General features: G+C 32.7%; 18 protein-coding genes. 10 read left to right on the forward strand and 8 right to left on the reverse strand.

Annotated features, from left to right (window positions below):
• The first annotated feature begins 152 nt into the window (after nucleotides 1-152).
• Genes TL18_RS02400 through TL18_RS02415 form a run of 4 tightly spaced genes read left to right on the forward strand, consistent with a single transcriptional unit; the run spans nucleotide 153 to nucleotide 3,132 of the window.
• On the forward strand, nucleotides 153-1,307 hold the full coding sequence (locus TL18_RS02400; RefSeq protein WP_067040838.1) for an amidohydrolase family protein: 1,155 nt from the start codon (nucleotides 153-155) through the stop codon (nucleotides 1,305-1,307).
• 41 nt (nucleotides 1,308-1,348) lie between these two features.
• On the forward strand, nucleotides 1,349-1,771 hold the full coding sequence (locus tag TL18_RS02405; protein ID WP_067040849.1) for a universal stress protein: 423 nt from the start codon (nucleotides 1,349-1,351) through the stop codon (nucleotides 1,769-1,771).
• A 43-nt stretch (nucleotides 1,772-1,814) separates the two neighbouring features.
• Nucleotides 1,815-2,660 carry a CBS domain-containing protein gene (locus TL18_RS02410; RefSeq protein ID WP_067040851.1) on the forward strand — a complete coding sequence of 282 codons (846 nt, stop codon included), beginning with the start codon at nucleotides 1,815-1,817 and terminating at the stop codon, nucleotides 2,658-2,660.
• A 7-nt stretch (nucleotides 2,661-2,667) separates the two neighbouring features.
• Nucleotides 2,668-3,132, forward strand: a complete 465-nt coding sequence (locus TL18_RS02415) for a hypothetical protein (protein WP_067040854.1) — start codon at nucleotides 2,668-2,670, stop codon at nucleotides 3,130-3,132.
• On the opposite strand, the gene TL18_RS02420 is transcribed toward TL18_RS02415, so the two are convergent.
• The 4 genes from TL18_RS02420 to TL18_RS02435 are packed head-to-tail and all read right to left on the reverse strand — an operon-like array spanning nucleotide 3,129 to nucleotide 6,639.
• On the reverse strand, nucleotides 3,129-4,139 hold the full coding sequence (locus TL18_RS02420) for a 7-cyano-7-deazaguanine synthase (protein WP_067040857.1): 1,011 nt from the start codon (nucleotides 4,137-4,139) through the stop codon (nucleotides 3,129-3,131). The genes TL18_RS02415 and TL18_RS02420 overlap by 4 nt on opposite strands.
• Entirely contained in the window at nucleotides 4,136-4,789 is a 654-nt protein-coding gene (locus TL18_RS02425; RefSeq protein WP_067040860.1) for a TfuA-related McrA-glycine thioamidation protein, read from the reverse strand. Before TL18_RS02425 ends, TL18_RS02420 begins: the two co-directional genes overlap by 4 nt.
• A 4-nt stretch (nucleotides 4,790-4,793) precedes the next feature.
• Nucleotides 4,794-5,996: a YcaO-related McrA-glycine thioamidation protein gene (locus TL18_RS02430; protein ID WP_067040863.1), complete on the reverse strand. Its 1,203-nt coding sequence runs from the start codon at nucleotides 5,994-5,996 to the stop codon at nucleotides 4,794-4,796.
• 1 nt (nucleotide 5,997) lies between these two features.
• Nucleotides 5,998-6,639 (reverse strand): site-2 protease family protein, encoded by a 642-nt coding sequence (locus tag TL18_RS02435; RefSeq protein WP_067040865.1) that lies wholly within the window; start codon nucleotides 6,637-6,639, stop codon nucleotides 5,998-6,000.
• A 49-nt stretch (nucleotides 6,640-6,688) separates the two neighbouring features.
• On the opposite strand from TL18_RS02435, the gene TL18_RS02440 reads away from it, so the two are divergent.
• Nucleotides 6,689-7,702 carry a M24 family metallopeptidase gene (locus tag TL18_RS02440; protein WP_369814530.1) on the forward strand — a complete coding sequence of 338 codons (1,014 nt, stop codon included), beginning with the start codon at nucleotides 6,689-6,691 and terminating at the stop codon, nucleotides 7,700-7,702.
• A 5-nt stretch (nucleotides 7,703-7,707) separates the two neighbouring features.
• Here TL18_RS02440 and TL18_RS02445 read toward each other — a convergent pair whose 3' ends face one another.
• The 3 genes from TL18_RS02445 to TL18_RS02455 form a co-directional block, all read right to left on the reverse strand.
• Nucleotides 7,708-8,346, reverse strand: a complete 639-nt coding sequence (locus TL18_RS02445; protein WP_067040867.1) for a 4'-phosphopantetheinyl transferase superfamily protein — start codon at nucleotides 8,344-8,346, stop codon at nucleotides 7,708-7,710.
• Nucleotides 8,347-8,482: 136 nt separating this feature from the next.
• The gene (locus TL18_RS02450) at nucleotides 8,483-8,860 is read right to left on the reverse strand and encodes an ATP-binding protein (RefSeq protein ID WP_067040868.1); all 378 of its coding nucleotides are present in this window, start codon (nucleotides 8,858-8,860) and stop codon (nucleotides 8,483-8,485) included.
• A complete protein-coding gene (locus TL18_RS02455) occupies nucleotides 8,857-9,156 on the reverse strand; it encodes an STAS domain-containing protein (RefSeq protein ID WP_067040870.1) in 300 nt (99 codons plus the stop codon). The genes TL18_RS02450 and TL18_RS02455 overlap by 4 nt, the downstream gene beginning before the upstream one ends.
• Before the next feature lie 71 nt (nucleotides 9,157-9,227).
• On the opposite strand from TL18_RS02455, the gene TL18_RS02460 reads away from it, so the two are divergent.
• The 4 genes from TL18_RS02460 (at nucleotide 9,228) to TL18_RS02475 (ending at nucleotide 18,715) form a co-directional block, all read left to right on the forward strand.
• Nucleotides 9,228-15,806 carry a non-ribosomal peptide synthetase gene (locus tag TL18_RS02460; protein WP_197031838.1) on the forward strand — a complete coding sequence of 2,193 codons (6,579 nt, stop codon included), beginning with the start codon at nucleotides 9,228-9,230 and terminating at the stop codon, nucleotides 15,804-15,806.
• Nucleotides 15,793-17,535, forward strand: coding sequence for an MATE family efflux transporter (locus tag TL18_RS02465; protein WP_082706319.1), 1,743 nt, complete (start codon nucleotides 15,793-15,795; stop codon nucleotides 17,533-17,535). Before TL18_RS02460 ends, TL18_RS02465 begins: the two co-directional genes overlap by 14 nt.
• 108 nt (nucleotides 17,536-17,643) lie before the next feature.
• Entirely contained in the window at nucleotides 17,644-17,859 is a 216-nt protein-coding gene (locus TL18_RS02470) for a hypothetical protein (protein WP_067040876.1), read from the forward strand.
• A gap of 1 nt (nucleotide 17,860) precedes the next feature.
• Nucleotides 17,861-18,715, forward strand: a complete 855-nt coding sequence (locus TL18_RS02475) for an alpha/beta hydrolase fold domain-containing protein (RefSeq protein ID WP_067040879.1) — start codon at nucleotides 17,861-17,863, stop codon at nucleotides 18,713-18,715.
• Between the two features lies 1 nt (nucleotide 18,716).
• On the opposite strand, the gene TL18_RS02480 is transcribed toward TL18_RS02475, so the two are convergent.
• Complete coding sequence (locus TL18_RS02480) at nucleotides 18,717-19,760, reverse strand: acyltransferase (protein WP_067040881.1); 1,044 nt, start codon at nucleotides 19,758-19,760, stop codon at nucleotides 18,717-18,719.
• A gap of 179 nt (nucleotides 19,761-19,939) precedes the next feature.
• Here TL18_RS02480 and TL18_RS02485 point away from each other — a divergent pair, with 179 nt between their 5' ends.
• Nucleotides 19,940-20,842: a bile acid:sodium symporter family protein gene (locus tag TL18_RS02485; protein WP_231483638.1), complete on the forward strand. Its 903-nt coding sequence runs from the start codon at nucleotides 19,940-19,942 to the stop codon at nucleotides 20,840-20,842.
• Nucleotides 20,843-20,844: the final 2 nt, after the last annotated feature.

Consider the following 20,844-nt stretch of genomic DNA (forward strand, 5'->3'; position numbering starts at 1 on the left):
CTGCAATGGTTATAAATAGTGTGCCAATATCTAAAAATTGATTAAAGTCGTATTTATTATTGGTCCCATTACAATTTTATATTAAGTTTTTCAATTTAATAAGTTTAATGAATGCTAAAATTTATTAATTAAAAAAATTAGATTTTCCTTTAATGTTTACTGTATCTAATGGAATTATATTAAAAGGCGAGAATTTAGTTCCAACCAGGGAAAATATTGTCGTTGATGATGGTAAAATCATTGAAATCGGAAAAGACTCTAGCGAAGGCAAAATTATTGATGTTGATGGTGCTGTTGTTTGCCCGTCATTTATCAATGGCCATATTCATATCGGCGATTCCATTATCAAAGATGAAGGATATTCTTTGTCTTTAAGCGAAATGGTCAAGCCGCCGAATGGTGTCAAGCATGTGGCATTAGCCAATGCCACTGATGATGAGTTGATTGATGCAATGAAAGCTTCAATGTGGGAAATGGTTGAAAGCGGAACAACCCATTTCATCGATTATCGTGAAGGAGGAATCGAAGGCGTTAAACTATTGAAAAAAGCTTCAAAAGATATTCCGATCAAGCCAATAATTTTAGGCCGTGACGATAGTTTCTATGGTGATGATCCAGATTTGAACAGAGTCCGGACAGCTGTTCGCAAATTACTGAAACTTGCAGACGGTATTGCTCCAAGCGGCTTTGGTGAAATTACTATGGATGTTGCTGAAATCATTTCTAAAGAATGTGGAAAAGCAGGAAAGATTTCATCAATTCATGTCGCCGAATCAGAATCCAATCAGATAGAATCTTTGAATAATTATGGATTAAGCGAGATTGAAAAAGGAGTCAAGACCAACTTCTCCCAATTGGTTCATTTGACAAATCCAAAAAATGATGATTTGGAACTGGTTTCAGGGTCTGGCCAAAATGTTGTTGTGTGTCCAAGAGCAAATGCAACCCTGAATGTAGGTGTTGCAGATTTGAATAAAATGTTGGATTTGGGCTTGAAGCCATTAATCGGAACTGATAATGCAATGCTTAATTCCCCGAATATGTTTCGTGAGCTGGAATTTTGCTTGAAAATTATGTCTGTTCGCTATGGAAGCTACATTAACCCTGTTGATTTATTAAAAATGGCAACTACTAATATCTGCGGATTTGACATCAATAACATAATTCAAAAATCAGTGATTGATGAGGGTAATTTTGCTGAATTTATAGTTTGCAATTCTTTTTCTAAAAATCCTTATTTAAATATAATAAATAGGGTAGAAACGAAAAATATATTATATACCATTAATAAAAAATTTAGCATATAATATCATGGATATAAATCTATATATTATGGGAGATGTTAATGATGTATAAGAAAATATTGGTTCCTACTGATGGTTCTGAATTTGCAAAAAAAGCTCAAAAGCATGCTTTGTTTTTGGCAAAAGTCAGTGGAGCTGAAATAATAGCTGTGAGCGTCACAGAAAATAATTTTGTTAACGGACTCCCATTAGATGATGAAGTATACCAGTTAAATCAAATTTTAAAAGAGAGATCTGAAGAAAATCTTAAAGAATTTGATAAATTAATTGAAGATGATTTAAAAATTACTCATGTGGTTAGAGAAGGTTCACCTGCTAAAGCTATTTTAGAAGTGGCCAAAGAAGAAGATATTGATTTAATAGTGATGGGTAGTTCTGGTAAATCTGGCTTCGATAGATTTATTATGGGCAGTGTGGCAGATAAAGTTGTTAACTCAGCCAAATGTGCAGTGCTCGTAGTTCATTAATCAAATTACCATTTTATTATTGTATGTTTATAAAGGTGTTTTTATGTTAGTTAAAAGAACAATGTCTAAAAATGTAGTTAGTGTTTCTGTTCCAGGTAACAGGGATAAAGTTTTAGACTTAATGAGAAAAGAAAAAAAAGCAGTATTGCCAGTTGTCAAAGAAGACACTGACATTTTAGTAGGACTAGTAACTCGTTCTGATTTAATTAATAATCCTGATGAAGAACAAATTGCAATGTTGATGAGTAGGGATTTAATTACTGTACATCCTAGTGATGACGTGGTAGTTGCAGCTCGCAAAATGATGGAGAATAATATTAGAAGAGTTCCTGTTGTAAATGATGATGGCGAATTAGTAGGTATTATCACCTCTTTCGATTTAGTGTCTAAAGCTTTAACTAAAATTGAAGTTAATGATGCTGTTGAAAACTATATGATTACCACTGTTCCAACAACATGGGAAAAAGCTCCATTGAATGTTGCATTCGAGACTATGAACCAATTCGGTTTAAAATCCGTTTTAGCTCTTGATGATGATGCTAAATTATCAGGTATTTTAACTGAAACAGATTTCATTTCTGAAATTGAAATTATTTCCGAAAGAAGCGAACACAGTTCCACTGTTGGTACTGAAGGTGACAAATGGTCTTGGGACAGCACTTCTGTTTTATACATAGAAAAAAATCATTTGAAATTTACTGACAAAGTTGTTAGTGATGTTGCTGTAGGTAATGTTGAAGTAGCTAACTCTAAAACTAAAGTTTCAGACTGTGCTAAAAAAATGAAAACCTTAAACATAGAACAAATTCCTGTTATTGGTGTTGAAGGAGATTTAGTCGGTCTTGTAAGAGCTAGCGATTTAATCAAAGCATTAGTTACAGAAGAATAGTGATATAATGGCTGTTAGTCCAGTTTTAATTATCAAAACTGATGAAAGTACAATTAATGTTCGCGCAAGGTTATATGATGATTTTGCTGAACACGTAATTGTCTTAAATTCAGTTATTACATATTGGTGGGCTAATGATATGCCACCTGCCATTAAATTTTTAGAGCTTCTAGATTCAGTAATCAAAAGAACAATTAATGAAATAATGCCTCATAAAATCTTAAATTTAAAATATGAGGTTACCGCTAATGAAATTCTTGAAAAAGCTTCTGAAATTGAAGTAAATTTGACTTCCGTTTCAGCAGATGATGTTGGCTTCAAAATTGAAGGTGGTTTGATTTCCTTAAAAAACATGAGGAAAACTGAACCTGATTTTGAACCAAATTTATTTTCAACCACTTTTGATCACGTTATTGAAACTCCAGACATTGTTTTTAAGAAATATATGGAAATGAAAGAAAAACAGTCTTAAACGTTTCTTCTTATGTTAGGTAATATCTGCATGAATTTATCTAATGCATTTTCATAATTTTCAAAATCATTTCCTTTTATCAGTCCGGTATCAAAAATTTCAATGTTTTCTATGCATATCTTTTCTTTTGATTTGAAAATAATCTTATTTTCCAATTCTTTTTTTGTATTTTCAATGTTTATTGTGAATGGCAGTTTATATGAAAATGAACCTTCATCCCAGTCAATAGTTATGTCATCATTATCCTGGATTTCTGATAAATTTAAAGATACTTTTTCATAACCTTGCCTTTTTAATTCATCGTTAATTTGTTTAAATTTATTGTCTTTGATTATTTCGTTGATGTCATCAACTTCACATAGACTAAGTGTTTCATTATCTCTAACTTTTACTATTTTGCAGTCTGTATTGGCTAAAATGTAATCTTCACAACAACTTATCCTGTCAATTTTTTCCTTTGTCACTTTGGTGTCAGTTGGGATTCTGGTTGCAAGGCATGTTGTTGATTTGGAATAGGGAATATTGTTTTTATCGAGATATTCATGGATTTCTTTAGAAGTTAGCTTTGCTTCTATTAATGGTGTTTCAAAGTTCTGGGCATATGTAATCAAAATTCCTGGCCTGTCATTGACCAGATCGCTGATGTTGTTTCCATCGCAAACAAAATCGTATCCCTTTTCAAAGGCAAGTTTCTTTATTTCGCTATACATTAAGTTTCTGCAGGTATAGCATCTTTTAGAATCATTGTTGAGAAAGGATTCGTCATCATAGAAATTAATGTCGATAATCTCATGGTTTATGTTGAACAGGCCAGTTACATTTTTTGCATGCTCTATAAAGCCAGTGGGCATCAGATGATTGTCGATAGTGATGGCCAACGTATTTTTTGCAACTTTTGAAGAAAGATATGCAATCAATGTTGAATCGGCACCGCCAGAAAAACCGACTGCAACATTTTTGTCTTTCAAAATCTTTTCAACGATTTCAATTTTGTCTTCTAATTTCATTCTATCAAATTTTTAATGTGGTAAATTAATTCCTTTGCATCTTCCTTTTTAATGTCATCTGAAGTGCGGATAAAGTCAATCAACTGTGCTTTTTTATCATCGTTCAAGCCGGATTCGGCTAAAGTTTTGGCGTAGGTCCTTTGCGGATAAAAAGTTTCCTTGGTGATTTCAATCAGTTCATCCTTTTCTGCTTCTGTGATGATGTTTTCACGAACGGAATTGCTGAAAACATAATCCATGCTTATTAAAGGCACGGAAAGAGCTTCCAATGTTTCTGAATCAAGCATTACAGCAACATCGTCATCAGATATGATATTGCCGCTCGCATATTCGTTGTAGCAATAGCCAATACCGACCATGCCCAAGCTATCGAGTTCTGATGCTCTTAAGGCACCCATGCTGGAAGCGCCGAATACTTTAACTCCTTTTTTCAGCACGTCAAGGATTTCCCTGTGGCCTACGGCGGAGTTTTGGTGAAATACTCCGTCGATTATCCCTATGATGTCAGGATTCTCTTTCATGTCATGGCCTAAATCGCCACGCTTTATTGGTCTTTTGTAGATTACTTCAATATCATCATGTGAATCTAAAATAGCTTTCGCTTCTTCAAAAGGAAGGGATAATCCAGTGTAGATTATGACTTTTACCATTGTATCATACTCTTAAAAATCTGTAGCCTGCACGTTCTGGATCAAGTGCATAAAGTTCCATTTCAGGAATGATTATTCTAACAACACTCACATCGAGCTCAGGTCTTGTCAAATCAGTATATAAAATCTGTTTGATGTCATTTGCCATTAACTCTTCTTTAACAATATCAATATCTTCACTAACTGATGTTGTGGATTTGTTTTCAATGTCCTGAAGGTTAATTTTCTCTTCTTCCTCTTTGAAATAGAACTTATTGATTCTTTTCATTCTTTCATAGCCTGCTTCGCGTGCAAAATCAGCTCTTACGGTATCTTCACGAGCACCATTAATCTGTGTTGCTCTGCTTTGGGCAACTTCAGTCAATGCCCTTAGAATTGCAACTTCAGGATCCAGGTGTGTACCCATTCCTAAAGTCAAAAGACCCGCATCCCTTGTAATGGTATCGTCAGCTGAAGCGGCTATTGTGGGGATTTCGATATCTGCTGTAAAATCCATTAATTTGATTTTGATGCCATTGGATTCGAATTTATCAATCGTTTCATTGATCAATTCACTTTCAATGCTGTCTGTATTGATTTGTGCATAATTTTTATGTGTCAATTCAAAGATGCTCCATGCATCCCTTTCAATAACCTCAAACATCCCATGTAATATTGCTTCTTCCAGGATATTTCCTGAAGCAAGGCCATTGGTATTTGACTTGAATAAGCTTTGTATGCTTGCGTCATGAGTGTAAGGATGAAAAACCGCATTTGATGGAACATAATAATCATTGCCCGAAATCAAATCATGAGCCAAATTCCATTCTAAAGTTAAATTTCCAATATCTTCTTTTTCGAATTTTTGAGGTAAATTCAAAGATTTTGGATTTACATAATCTCCCTTTTGGCCAATCTCGTCTATGGTTGCAATTATTGTTTCATCACGGTCCTGTTTTTCAGCGGAGTATCTTTCGAAACCTTCCATCATCGCAGATGCTTTCGCATGGTCTTTTGAAACTCCTTTACCACCATAGATGCTGATTGCACCATCTTCTGCAGTAGGTCTGATTGCAGTATAGACAGGCATTCCAATTCTATCCAAATCTGTAATGTCTGCTATACGTGTGATTCCGGCAGTTTTCAATTTATCTTCATTAATTTCGATTGTTTTTTTAGGAGCAATAATCCTATGAGTTCCTTCAAAATATGTAAGTTTTCCAGTCATTTTAAAATCCTATAATTAATCTAACAATATTCACAACACCCATTGTCATTGACATTAAAGTCAATATGGCTGCAATTGCAATTGTAATGATCCAGATTCCGAAATTCCATCTTAGTACTTTGGATCCGTCAAGATTTCCTATTGGCAATAAGTTGAATACAGCTAAAAAACTGTTGATTGAGTATCCAACTGCACAAACAATAAAAATTATTGCATAAGTTTCGGAATAAGCTGCGCTTGTATAAACCATTGTCGCAATCGCTAAGAAAATTAGCGCCAATATGATATTTACAATAGGTCCTGCAATGGATATTTTACCGTTAATCTCATCAGTCATGTAATTTGCATAGGTGTAAACGGCACCAGGTGCTGCAAATACGAAACCAAAAAATGATGTAATTAATGCAATTAGCAATCCTTGTGGCCATAATTTAAATTCAGCCCAATAACCGTATTTCATGGATACGAATTTGTGTCCGAGCTCATGTAAGATAAATCCGGCACCTACACCAACCATGACAATAGGTAACATGGAAATGGCTGCATTAATGTCCCCTCTGCCATTCACTATTGCAAAACAAAGAGAAATAACGACAAATGCAATTATTAAATCTCTCACTTCATTACTTGTAAATTTGAACATGATTTTAAAATATCTAATTTTATATATAAAGTTTTTTCTAATATTAATTATGGAATTACATATTGACAATATTTTAAAAGACTTGGAAAAGGATGATTTTCAAGCTTATTTGCTCACAAAATTTACAAATGTGGAATATATTTCAAATTATAAACCGACCAGTTTTGCCTTTTGTTTTATAAAAGAAAATCCAGTTATCTATGCATCAGGAATGGATATGGAAATAGCCAATCGAGATTCCACAATTGAGGTCAAAAAATATGAATCATACGAGGTAATGATTGAGGAGTTAAAAAAGGAAGGAATAATGAATCTGGCTATTGAGCCCAGTTTGCCTTTCAGCACATATATTAAATTTAGGGATGATTTTGAAATCGATTCAAAAACTTACATTGACAAGCAAAGAATGATCAAGACACCTCAAGAGATTGAGAAAATCACAAAAGCGACTGAAATTGCTCAAAAATCTTTTTTACAATTGGATATTTTAAACAATTCAGGTACAGAAAAGGAGGTTGCTTTTGATCTTGTAAGAAATATGATTGAGAATGGTGCTTCAAAAGAGTCTTTTGACACAATTGTCACAAGTGGTGCCGAATCAAGTCTACCCCATGCAATTCCTCAGAATAAACTACTGCAACAGCCAATTTTGATTGATTGGGGCGCTATTTTTGATAGTTATTGTTCCGATAATACACGTACAATGGTTTACACAGAACGCCAACAGGAAATTTGGGATATTGTGGCTGAAGCACATGACAAATCCATCAAAGCTATAAAACCTGGACTCAAATGTTGTGAAATAGATAAGGTTGCCCGCGACATTATTAAAGATTATGACTATGGCGATAAATTCATTCATTCAACAGGACATAGCTTAGGCCTTGACATTCACGAAACTCCTGGATTTTCAATGCGTGATGAAACTATAATTGAAAAAGGAATGGTTATAACTGTAGAGCCAGGAATATACTTGGAAGGTGAATTCGGAGTTCGCCTAGAAGATACAGTAGCCGTTTCAAAAAAAGGAAATGTCATTGGTGATTTGCCGTTAAGAATATGATTTTTTCAGATTTGGAATAGATCATCAACTGAATATTTAATGACATCTTTAACATTGGATTTTGCGCAAACCGCTAGTTTGTAGTCATTAAGGTCAAACAATGAAAATTTCAAATCGTCATTATCATTTTTAAGTCTGATTTCTTTGTCTAAAATTATTTCAAATTTATCTAAATCCAAGTTAAAACCCAAACCAGTATATTTCATATAGCTTTCTTTTAAAACCCAATATCTGAAGAATTCATCTTGGGGATTTTTGGATTTGATAATGTTTTTGTATTCGCTGTTAAAAAAGAAATTTTTCGCTATATCCAATTCAATTGAATAATCTATTAGCTCAATATCAAGCCCAACTTCACGGTCGGATATTGCACAGGCAACCAGTTTGCCTGAGTGGCTTAGGTTAAAATAAATATTTTCATAATTTGAGATGTATGCCTTACCAAATTCACCAATTTCAAAAATAGGATTCTCAATGCATTCTTCTTTAAGCAATTTATCTAAAAGAAAATAAGCTCCAGCACTGAGTTTTTTATCTTTTTCAAATTTAAAGTTATCAACCTTATTTTTTCTAGTTTCAGGTAATAATCCATATGTTTTAGATAAATCTAACTCATCAATATTGCAATAAGCTACTTTTATCATGTTCTATCTCTATTTTATTTCTGCAAGGATGCTTAAAGAACTGGATAGGGAAATGATGATTCCAAAACATATAATGGGGGAAATTAAATGCTAAACAATAAATCAAAATAAAAAGTGTATTTAAGTTCTGATTTTATTATTTCAATTTTTTAATAATTTTCAAATGATTTTCTCCATTGACATGATTGTAATAAATGCCATCGGACAGTTCTTTTGTTAAAAATATTCCAAGACCCCCAATTCTAGCATCATCAATATCATAGGGGGGTTCAGGTTTTTCTTTAAGTAGAGGATTGAATTCTATGCCGTTGTCAATAAATTCAATTGTTAATGTAGTATCTTCACATTTCGCATTAACTTTAATGAGTTTTGTTTTTGAATAATTGACAATGTTGACAAAAATTTCTTCAATAATTAAATTTACCTGAAGGTTTTCTTCAGGAAGTTCATTTAAAATAAACTCGTTTAAAGTATATAATTCATTTAATTCTGGTTTTAGGGTTATTGAGTTCATTCTATCTTTAAGATTTTATCAAAACCGGACATTCTAAATATTTCACCGATTGTGTCGTTAACATTTGTAATAACAAATGGAATGTCATCTGCTTTTAATTTCTTTTGTGTTGAAATTAGAACTCTAAGTCCAGCACTTGAAATGTATTCTACATCAGAAAAATCTAAGGTTAATGAGTCGAAATTACCCATTTCGTCTTGAATTTCTTTATCTAACTCTTGTGATGTGATAGTATCGATACGGCCTTCAATATTCAATGTTAATTCTTTTTCGTTGTAATTTTTTGTTATTTCCATTTTCATCCCTTATTTCAAGTAAATTTAATTCTCAAAAAATATTAAATATTATTCATATTATAATATATTTTATGGATGTTATAGTACAAAAGTATTATTATGATTTGATAAGTTCTTTTGATTTTGCAACTACAATTTCACCAGATGTAAAAGATAAAGAAACAAAATATGAAATTAAATCAACTTATTATAATGAAAAAATTAAGGAACTAAAGAAAGAATTTGATTCTTCAGAAAGAGATCTTTTTTTATCAGTATTTTTATTTAATCTAGTCAAATTTTCATTTTCAAAAGATATTTTGATAGCTTACAATAAGCAAGCTGCAGGATATCATTTCGACACGGATTTGACTGTTGAAGAGTATATCTATGATTTCAAATCCCAATTTAAGGATTTTCATGATTATGATTATTTGGATTTTGAAAGCGAAATCCTATTTTCAACACAGGATTACAATAAAGAAGATTACAAATTCATCTTTTCATATGATGAAAAGGAAATAACTGTCGAATATGATTCAGCATACTACTCCGATGAGCTGATTGACGCATTTTTATCTGCATTCAATGTCCTGATTGAAAAATTCAGCAGCAATCATCACGAATCATTAAAGAACATTTCCATCGTGGAAAACATTGATTTGGATGAAGGCTTTGAAGTCAAATTAGCAAATGAAGGATTGATAAATAAGATATTTGAAAATGCCGTTAGTGAAGATCCTGATAAGGTGATTTTATACACTGAAGATGGGGAATTCACTTACGATGAGCTTAATAAAAAAGCCAATAGGATAGCTAATGCATTGCTCAAAAGGGGTCTTGAAGTTGAAGATAGGGTAATGCTCATGATGAGGCGTAACAGCGAATTGATAGCCAGCGTACTCGGTACTGTTAAAGCGGGTGGGGCATTCATCCCAATCGATCCGAACTATCCGAAACATAGAATTGACCAAATGCTTGAAGATAGTGAATCCAAATTTGTTATAACCAATAAGGATGTTACCTACGAAGGCGAAAACGGAGTGCACGTATCAAAATTGCTTGAAGAAGAAGATGATACAAATCCTGATGTTGAACTAACTCCTGATAACCTATGTTTCCTGATTTACACTTCAGGATCCACAGGAAAACCAAAAGGGGTCATGATTACACATAGGGGAATTTCCAATTATATTGCAAATCATCCGGAAAACGTTCCGATTTATGAACTCAACAGAAGATGTACTAAGTTCGTATCAATTTCCATGATTTCATTCATTGTATTTTTAAGAGAAATATTCGGAACAATCCTCAATGGTTTGCCGGTCGTATTTACCAATGATGAACAGCTTGTAAATCCATTGGAATTCTACAAGCTATTTAAGCAGCACAATGCTGATGCATTCGGTGGAACTCCAACAAGATTAATCGAATATTTAAGCATTAAGGAAATTCAAGAATTAGTGAAAGAATGTAAAATCATAGTTGTCGGGGGAGAAGGATTCCCTCCAATATTATATGACAGATTAAGAGAATTCACCGATGCGGATATCTACAACTCCTATGGGCCAACAGAGGTTACTATAGCTTCTCATTATAAATTAATCGACAGCAATGAGATTACTGCCGGTTGGAAGATGTTGAATGTTGTTGATAAGATAATGGATATTGACGGCAATCAGTTACCTCCTTATGTTCCCGGTGATGTCTATGTTGGCGGTGCGGGAATAGCCAGGGGTTATATTAACAATCCTGAACAAACCGAAAAGGTATTCATGACTTTAAACGGAATTCCTTATTATAATACTGGTGACTACTGTAAAAAAGACAAAGACGGCGAATTATACGTTTTAGGTCGTAATGATGGACAGATTAAACTCAGAGGATTAAGAATCGAACCTTCAGAAATTGAAACATTGATTGCGAAATTTGACAATGTTCTGATTTCAAAAGTGTTGATTAAGAAGGTCAATGAAACAGATTATCTGTGCGCATATTTCACAGCAACTGAGAAAATAAATATTGAAGATTTAAAACAGCATTTATTAGATAATCTGCCTGCATATATGCTTCCATCATTCTTCACACAATTGGATGCATTTCCAAAAACTCCAAATGGAAAGACAGACTTCAAAAACTTGCCTGATCCTCAATTGGATATGGAAGAGTTCATCGATCCTAGAAATGATATTGAACAAGGAATATTTGACATTGTTTCTGAATTGTTAGGCACAGACGATTTCGGTATAAACACAGACTTATTTAAAGTTGGTTTGACTTCATTATCTGTAGTTCAGCTAGTTTCTGCCGTTTATGAGCAATTCAATACACAATTGATGGTTACCGACGTGATGAAATATAAAACCATTGAAAATATTGCTAAACATATTAATTTCGTTGAAGAGGAGTCACAAGATTTACAGGATTTATATCCATTAACTCAGAATCAATTGGGAGTTTACTTTGATTGTTTGAAAAATCCGGAAAAACTATCATATAATATTCCTAAAAAAATCGAGTTTAATTCTGAAATCGATGCGGATAAATTAAAACAGGCAATTTGCAAAGCTATTGATAACCACCCTTATCTAAAAGCAAAAATCGTGATGTATGAAGGTGGAGTTTATCAACAAAGAAGGGAAATTGAAGTTGATGATTTAATTGAAATTGTCGATGGTGAAGTTGACATTAAAGACTTTATAAAACCATTCAATCTTGAAGAGGACTTGTTATTCAGATTTAAAATTGTAAATAGTTCAGTTTTACTTGCTGATTTCCACCATATAATTGTTGACGGTACTTCATTAAACATATTGTTTGATGAAATTGCAAAAATCTATGATGGCAAGGAATATGAATTGGAAGAAGTGGATGGTTTCGATTATTCATTAAATGAGGCCAAAATTGAAAGTTCTTCAATGTATAAAGAATCAGAACTATTTTTCTTCAATAAAATTAAAGAGTTTGATGAAGCAACTTTAATGACTCCTGATTTGAGTGGTGATGAGCATGAGGGTGTTGGTTTAGAGAAGATTCTTTCTTTAGACAAAAATCGTATTGATGATTTCTGTAATAAAGTGTCTATCACTCAAAATAATTTATTCTTGGCGGCAACCTCTTTTGTATTGTCCAAATTTGCTTATGATAAGAATTTATTGATTGCAACAATAACTAATGGTAGGTTCAATCCAAATCAGCAAAAAACATTGGCAATGATGGTTAAAACACTGCCATTGGCTTTGAATTTAAATTCTGATTTAACTATTGCAGAGTTCTTTGAATATATAAATAAGGAATGGTTTGATGTATTGTCCCATTCTTCTTATCCTTTAACAAAAATTTCCGATGGATATGGAATTGTTCCGGAATTCGTCTATGCATTCCACGGCAATATTGTTGAAGATATTGAAATTGCAGGACAAACTGTCAAAAGACAGTCTTTAGATGAAGATAATCTTAAGTTTAAATTAAACTTAAATGTTGTTGAAAATGGCGGCGAATATGATGTTTCAATGAAATATAATGATCAATTATATTCCTCTTCATTAATTCAAACATTTTTAGATAGTTTTTCAGTAATTATAAACAAATTCACAACTTTCAGTCAAGATACTCCTCTGAAAGACATTTCAATTGTTGATTCTAAAGATTTATCAATTGATGATTTGGATTTCCAAGAGTTGGAGGAGTATAGGTTAAATAAAATATTTGAGAAACAAGTTGAATTGCATCCTGATGAAATTGCAATATATGCTGAAGATGGAGATTATACATTCAGCGAAATAAATACCAGAGCAAATAAAATAGCTAATGCACTTATTAAACGAGGTGTTGGAGCGGAAGACAAAGTGATGTTTATATTAAAACGTGACAGTAATGTTTTCGCTTCCATATTTGGTATTCTAAAATCAGGAGCCGCTTTCATACCTGTGGATTCAGATTATCCTAAAGACAGGGTTGAACATGTTTTAACTGACAGTGACGCTAAATTTATCATTATTGACGATATTGTTGATATTAAAAATATTGATTTAAGCGAATATTCAGACAACCTTATACAAATTTCAGAATTGCTTGAGGAGACTGATGACTCTAACCCGGACCCTGAGTTAAAAGGTGACAATCTCGCATATATCATCTACACTTCCGGTTCAACCGGTCTTCCAAAAGGTGTAATGATAGAACACAGAAACCTCGCAAACTTCGTCTATCCTGATCCTAGAAGTGTTTATACTTATGAATTAGCAACTAATGGTAAAAAAGAAGGATATATAGCTTTATCTATTTCCACAGTTGCATTTGACATGTTACATCAAGAAACAATGACAGCATTAATGAATGGAATTCCAATCGCATTTGCCAATGATGTTGAATATAAGGATTCTTTAGCATTATGTGAATTAATTAAAAGGACTGGTGCAAACGTTTATAGTGGAACTCCATCACGTCTATTACATTATTTTGAATTAGAAGATTTAGGTAAAGAATTTTCTAAATTTAAGATTTTATCTATTGGTGGAGAAGGATTCCCTCCACAATTACTGGATATTTTGGATAATCTTGATGCTAAAGTCTATAATATGTATGGACCTACTGAAACAACAGTTGTCTGTAATGCACACCTGATTGATGATGGAAAACTCAATATAGGTAAACCTTATTTCAATGTTTTTGAAAGCATTATGGATTTAGATGGAAATCCTCTGCCTCCAAATGTAATGGGTGAATTGTATATTGCAGGAGGGGGTGTTTCAAGAGGTTATCTTAATCGCCCAGAAAATAATGCAAAAGCATATGTGGAAATTAATGGAATTAGATTCTACAGGTCCGGAGATTATGCTAAAGTGGATGAAGATGGAAATATTTCTATCCATGGACGTTTAGATAATCAAATTAAATTAAGAGGTTTGAGAATAGAAATTGGTGAAATCGAATCAGTTATCTCTGAATTTGAACCTATTAACTCTGTTGCCGTAGTTGTTAAAAAGATTAAAAATAATGATCATTTGTGCGCATATTTCACAGTTAATGAAAAATATAAAGCTAAATATCGTGATTCAAATGAATTTTCATTTGATATTGAAGAATTAAAAGCTGTTCTTTCTGAAAAATTAACATATTATATGGTTCCTACAGTTTATATGGAATTAGATGAAATGCCGCAAACTTTAAACGGCAAAACTGATTTGAAAAATCTCCCTGAGCCGGAATTAATCTCAGAGTATGTCGCCCCTAAAAATGAAGTTGAAGGATTCTTTGCAAACGTATTTGCAGAAATTTTGGATCTTGATGAAGTAAGCGTAACCGATAATTTCTTTGAAATTGGTGGTACTTCTCTTCTTGTAACTAAAATTACAATGGAGGCTTTAAATAGGGGTTATGAATTAACTTATGGTGATGTATTTAAAAATCCTACTCCAAGATTGCTTTCAGAACTGATTTCATCAAATCATTTCACAGAATCTAGTGAGGAAATCAAATATGATTATTCAGGCATTGACAACTTGTTAAAGAAAAACAATCTAACCTCATTTATAAATGGTGAATTGGAAGATGATTTAGGTGATGTCTTATTAACCGGAGCTACTGGATTTTTAGGAATTCACGTTTTAAGAGAACTTTTAGAAAGTGAGACAGGTAAGATTTATTGTTTATTAAGATCCAAAGCACATTTATCTGCTACTGATAGACTTAAATCTTTAGTATTCTATTATTTTGAAGATAGCGTTGATGAAAACATATTTGATGAAAGAGTAGAAGTAATTGAAGGAGACATTACTGACTTCAAGTATTTTGAAAATATCGTCTCATTAAATATCGATACTGTTGTCAATTGTGCTGCAAATGTAAAGCATTTCTCATCTGGAACTGATATTGAAGATATCAATTTAGGTGGGGTAATTAATGGATTGAAATTCGCTAAAATGAAAAATGCCAAATACGTTCAAGTTTCAACATATAGTGTTGCTGGAGAAAGTATTAATAATTTCCCACCATTGGATGTTGCTTTTACTGAAAACGACTTGTTCATTGGTCAGGGAATTGATAATCAGTATATTAGCAGCAAATTCCTGGCCGAAAGGGCAGTGCTTGAAGCTGCTGTAGAAGACGATTTGGATGTTAAAATAATGAGAGTAGGTAATTTGATGGCCAGAAGCTCTGATAGTGAATTCCAAATCAATTTCGAATCTAATGGATTTATCAATCGTTTAAAAGCATTCATTACTATGGGCAAAATGCCATATGAAATGCTTTCAAATAATGTGGAATTCAGTCAGATCGACAGGACTGCAAAATCAATTATTGCATTGGCTAAAACACCGAAAGATTGTGTTGTTTTCCATCCGTACAATTCCCACAATATTACTTTTGCAGATATAATTGAGATAATAAGGCCTTTAGGTTTAATAATCGACCCTTGTGAAGATGAAGAATATGAAAATGCTTTAAAAGAGGCATTGGCAGATAAATCCAAACAGGATGGTGTTTCAGGTTTAATAACTTCAGTCGGATCAGGTAAAGTTAAAAAACAATGGTTGGCTGTTGACAATAATTATACAACACAGGTATTATATCGTTTAGGAATTAATTGGCCTTTAATTTCTGAAAAATATATTTATACCTTTGTCAAATACTTGGATGATTTAGACTTCTTTAATGTGGGCGATTAAATTGTATGTCCGTAATTATAAATTATTAAGTGGTAAATTTAGGGAATTTTTCTTCCCTACACTTCTCACCTCTATGACAGGGAATATATGTATGGTTGTAGACTCCATTATCATCAGTAATCTGATAGGAGCTATGGCATTATCAGCTATTCAACCGGTTATTCCACTAAGTACTTCCGTTAATTTAGTTTATTGGATGATAGGTTTAGGTGGAAGTGTATTATGTTCAATTGCAAAAGCAGAGTTCGATACTGAAAGAAGCAATAGAATATTTTCGGTTTCGATAATAGCCTTACTTGTGTTTGGAATACTGGTAGCGATTTTAGGCACACTATTTTCAAGTCAGGTTGTACAGGTGCTGTGTTCCTCACCGCAAATTCAACCTTTTGTTTTACAGTATTATAGTGTTTATGTTTTAGGAATGCCATTTCTATGTTATATTATGAGTTTATCATACTTTATCAGAACCGATGGATTGGTGAATTTGCCGTTTAGGGCATTATTATTGTCTAATGTAATCAATATCATATTTGATATTATTTTCATTGGAGTATTTAATTTAGGCATTTCTGGTGCCGCATGGGCGACAATTGTGGGTTATATTTTTGGTTGCACTTATATGTCCACATATTTCTTCAATTCACAAAGAACATTGGAATTTATTTCTGTTAAAGCAAAAACATTTGTATCTGTTCTTTCAGATATTTGCAAGTCCGGATTTTCAGGTGCATCAACACAATTGTACCTGACTATAAAAATCTTTGTAATAAATACTCTAATTACATTATACATAGGACAATCCGGTTTGGCAGCTTTCAATATATGTTATAATAGTTTATTCATTCTTTACATGTTTTTAATCGGTACAGCACAAACAATGTCCCCTATTGTGTCCGTCTATTACCAGGAAGAGGATTATCAAAGTGTTGATTATATAAGGAATAAATCTTTAAAGATTGTTTTGACTTCAAGTTTAATATTCTCTTTGCTGCTTATTGTCTATCCTCAAATTTTATTAGTCTTATTCCATGTTAAAAATCCTGCAGACGTTCCTATTGTATTGAATGCGGTTAGAATATATGCAATTAGTTATGTGGGAATAGCAATTACATTCTTATATACTTTTTATGCTCAAGCTATCCAGCAGAATAATCTATCTAATACAATATCCCTACTTGAAGGGGTCGTATTCCCTGTAGCATTCGCATGCGCATTATCATATTTATTTGGCGCTAATGGAATTTGGATTTCTTTCACAATAGCAGAAATACTTACAATATTGTATATATTTGTTTATTCAAAACACATTAATAAAAAGACTGGTGGAGAATTCACTGGTTTCTTTATTAACAAACATAATGATGAATCAAAAGTATTTGCCCATACAATTAACGGTAATATTAATGAGGCCGTTGACTTGGCGAGGGATGTCCAAGAGCATCTGTCCGGAAACAAATCTGCGACCTTAGTTGGTTTGGCTATTGAAGAAATGCTTGTCAACATCATTAACATTAATGAAAAGGTTGATACTATTGATGTGATTGTTAGAAATAATGAGGATAACATTTTGATTTCGGTAAAAGATACTGGAATTGACTTTAATCCTGTTATCGAAAATGACGATCTTGAATTTGACAATATCAGCATTTTGAATAAGATTGCCGAAAAGATTGATTATTCAAGGGTATTGGGTTTAAACAGTACTGTAATCACAATCAAAAACTCATGAATTTAAACATGTGTGATGTAAATCATACATTTTTATGTTATTTTGTCAAAAGTTAAATAATGATGTTGATTAAATATTAAATTAATTAGTTGATTGGAGAAATTTAGTATGGCAAACAAATATCTTGCAGCAATTCTATCTTTTATTATTCCTGGATTAGGCCAAGCATATGCGGGTGATATTAAAAAAGGAATAATGTATTTCGCCATTACATTGATTGTCATCTTAATAGTGGATTTTATATTTGTCGATTGGTATTATTTCATTGTAGACTTTCTAATTTCAATATATGCGGCTTATGATGCTTATTTAATGGTCGAATAATATGTCAAATAAAAAATCGTTTGTTGCAAAAATCGAAGAAGCTATTTTAAGGTTTACCAAACCAGATTATATGGATTCAAAGGAAAAGGCAGAGGAATTTTTAAAAAACAAATCTTCTAGCAATCCTCCCAAAAGCATTTTCAAAAGCATTGATTGCGATGGAGTGCAGATTTTCACTTTTGGAGATGAAAATGCTAAAAACACCATTCTATATGTGCATGGCGGAGCCTACATTGGTGAAATAAATTACCAGCATCTCCTATATTGCATTTTGCTGTCACGAAAATTGGATGCTCATGTGCTAGCTCCTGTTTATCCGCTCGCTCCTTTGCATAAAGCGGAGGAAACTTATGGAATCATAACTGGATTATACAAAAGGTTAATCCAAAGGAATAATATTATATTGATGGGTGACTCTGCAGGCGGAGGATTCATACACTCTTTTTGCCAATATTTAAAAACAGTAAATCTGCCTCAGCCCGATAAAATAATAACATTTTCGCCATGGGTCGATATTTCAATGAGCAATCCTCCCTATAATAGCAAAGATGATCCGATTTTAGGCGAAATCGGACTTAAGGAAATCGGCAAATCATGGGCAGGAGATTTGAACACTCAAGATTATAGGGTAAGCCCGTTATTCGGAGATAATACAAACCTGGCCGATACATTGGTATTTGCCGGAGAAAACGAAATATTTTATAGTGACATTAAAAAATACGTTGAAAATCTTAAAAAAGATGGAGTTAATGTAAAACTAGTAACCGGTTGTGAATTATTCCATATTTACCCATTGTTCCCTATTCCTGAGGCAAAGGATGCATTCAAAGAAATAAGAAATGAGATAATGGGATAGATTATCTCATATACAAGATAAATTTTCCAAACCATGGGATTCTATAAATAATTACAGTAGCAAGATAACTGAAGAATATCAATAAAATCCAAAGAATTATGGCTTTAGTAGGTTCTGAGAAAGGTAATTGGACAACAACTGGTAGTAACGGCAATCTAAATAGGTTATGCACTAAAAATACTGCAAATGAGTATTTGGCTAAAAAGCTAACTAATGGGAATGCCCTAATATGTTGTTTTCTGGAACATAGCTCAAATAATGCAAAAGATCCAGTTAAAATGAACGGGAACTCATACCATAAGAAAAAGTTATATCCTTTAGTAAATGAATAGTACTGGAATAAAACACATATAACGAATGAAATAATCGCAATCAACGCTAATTTTCCACTATTATAATGTTTGAATTGTCCTTTTTTAACCAAGTATCCCAATATTATATAAATTCCATAAACTCCACCACTGAATCCAAGGCAATATTGAATGTTTACACTTGAAATACCGTGCATATCTAGCACAAGTGTAACAAATGGCAATAGGAATGCTAAAAATGTAAATACGATTGTTGCCTGCCAGATGGTTTGGGTCTGGAATTTTTCAAGGGCACTTGATACAAAAGGCATTGAAAGATACATTCCAATAATCATTGGCATATACCACATGTGGCTGAAAAACAGGTTTCCAGCTTCTGCAAAGTTTATCTGACCACTTTTAATAGTAACGAATTGCAGACTAACGGCATATATTATGGCCCAGATTATTGTAACTATAATTAATCCTTTACAGTTTTTTTCCCAGAACTTACGGACACGCTCGTCATTGTAGGTTCTGTCAAGTAACAGATAACCGGTAATCATTAAAAAGAATGGAACGCCTATACGTCCAATAAATAGTGATGCAAAGTTGAATATTCTTGAATATAATGTATAGTTGACTATTGCATCGGATGAGATAATATAAATCCCATCAGTTGCGTGAATATATAAAACGGTTAATATTGCAATTGCACGCACTAAATCAATCCATTCTATTCTATTCTGCCCCATATATTTTTCCCCATAAATTCTAATATAACTTTGTTTTTGTTAATAATTATACTTAACTAATGAATTGGTGCCAAATAATTTTATTTTTTTTTGGATTAGAGGAATATCTTTTTAATACATTAAATTAAAATATTAATGTTATGATAAGGATTTTTAAATTCATTGAAAAGTATTTTTTCATGATTGTTTTACTGGCAGTTGTTGTTTCTTTATTTTATCCGGATTCATTTACTTGGGTTTTAAGTGATTATAACGGTATAAACATATTGAATCTGCTTTTAAGCATCATTCTTTTTACAATGGGTACAACATTGAAAGCGGAAAACTTCGTCAATGTATTTAGAAATCCAAAAGAGATTGCTGTTGGAATTTCAGCACAGTATATCATAATGCCCCTCATAGCATTAACTCTTGCAAATATATTTTCGCTAAACACTGCTTTAACGGTTGGACTTATTCTGGTCGGTACAGTGCCTGGTGGAACGGCTTCAGATGTTATTACTTTTCTTGCTAAAGGGGATGTGGCATTATCCGTTTCTTTAACTGCAGTATCTACAGTAATTTCACCATTATTAACTCCATTAATTACTTTATTATTAATAGGCAATCAGATTCATTTCAATCCAATAGACATGTTTGTTTCCATTATTGAAATCGTTATTATTCCAATTGTTTTAGGTTTAATCCTAAACTATAAGTTTCCGGATTTCTGTGAGAAATTAAAAGATTATTTGCCTGCAATATCTTCAATTGTAATTTGTTTAATTGTTGCCGGAGTGGTAGGTGCTAATAAACAAGCTATTTTAACTTCTTCCCTGGTGATAATGGCTGTTATTATCTTGCAATATTTCCTTGCAATGGGAATTGGTTTTGGTGTAGGTTATTTGGCGGGAATGAACAAAAAACAGATTATTACAGTAGCTATTGAACTGGCATTCCAAAATTCAGGATTGTCAACAGGCCTTGCAAAGACCCATTTTCCAAGCTTGGCTCAAGCAACAGTTCCAGGAGCCCTCTATTCGGTTTGGCAAAATTTTGCAGGATCCATTTTGGCATATGTATTTAGGAGATATGCCCAATAATT

The sequence above is a fragment of the Methanobrevibacter sp. YE315 genome (assembly GCF_001548675.1).
Taxonomy (GTDB): Archaea; Methanobacteriota; Methanobacteria; order Methanobacteriales; family Methanobacteriaceae; genus Methanocatella.